Origin of the sequence: Streptomyces sp. DH12, assembly GCF_020873895.1 — a bacterium.
Classification (GTDB): Bacteria; Actinomycetota; Actinomycetes; order Streptomycetales; family Streptomycetaceae; genus Streptomyces.
This window is the reverse complement of sequence record NZ_JAHWGT010000372.1, coordinates 1-656: the sequence shown is the minus strand read 5'-3', so window position 1 is coordinate 656 and position 656 is coordinate 1. Positions and strand designations below refer to the sequence as shown.

1 protein-coding gene is annotated in these 656 nt (G+C 68.3%); it reads left to right on the top strand.

Annotation, left to right across the window (positions count from 1 at the left end; translation table 11 throughout):
- Positions 1-175: 175 nt before the first annotated feature.
- Positions 176-535 (top strand): hypothetical protein, encoded by a 360-nt coding sequence (locus LPA54_RS34635; protein WP_093768913.1) that lies wholly within the window; start codon positions 176-178, stop codon positions 533-535.
- The last annotated feature ends 121 nt before the right edge of the window (positions 536-656 follow it).

The window sequence follows — 656 nt, the reverse complement described above, 5'->3', positions numbered from 1 at the left end:
ACCTACACCGACGGCCTCCTGGGCGACCCGGTCCGGGTGAACGTGTCCTGAGGCGTCACGTTCCGGGCGTACGGAGACGTGCTGGTCCGGTGAGTCCACAGGTCAGAGGCGTGCCGTGGTCGTGTCCCGGACAGCGGGCGGCGCGCCGGGGAGCGCCCCGCATAGAATCCGGCCCATGGTGAAGCCCGACGAGCTGATCGTAGACATCGCCGCCCGCGTCGAATCGGGGCAGAGCAGTCAGATGTCTCTGACCGTGGTCACCGGTGGTGCCGTCATCACCGGCCGGCTGGCTCCCGAAGCGGTGTGGCGGAAGAGGGTCGCAGAGGTACTGAACGCCTCCGAGCGGCTCGGTGAGTTCGCCCCCGTCTTCGACGCCCCCGTGAAGAACGACGGCCCGCCCACCCACCTGCACTTCCACGTCGCCCGGATCATCCAGGGCACGGTCGGGGTCCCGGAGACGGGTGGGATGTACCGGGTGGCGATCGAGGACGTCAGCGCCTGGACCGTGGGGGACTTCAGCTACTCCGACCAGTGAGCGCGCGTCCCGCGGCTCTTGCGCCGTTCATCTGATGGCCTTAAGTTACCGACCAGTAGGCCACAGGTGAACGGAGCGCCGCCATGCCCACGCTGGACCGCCACGAGAACGTCTTCGTCCT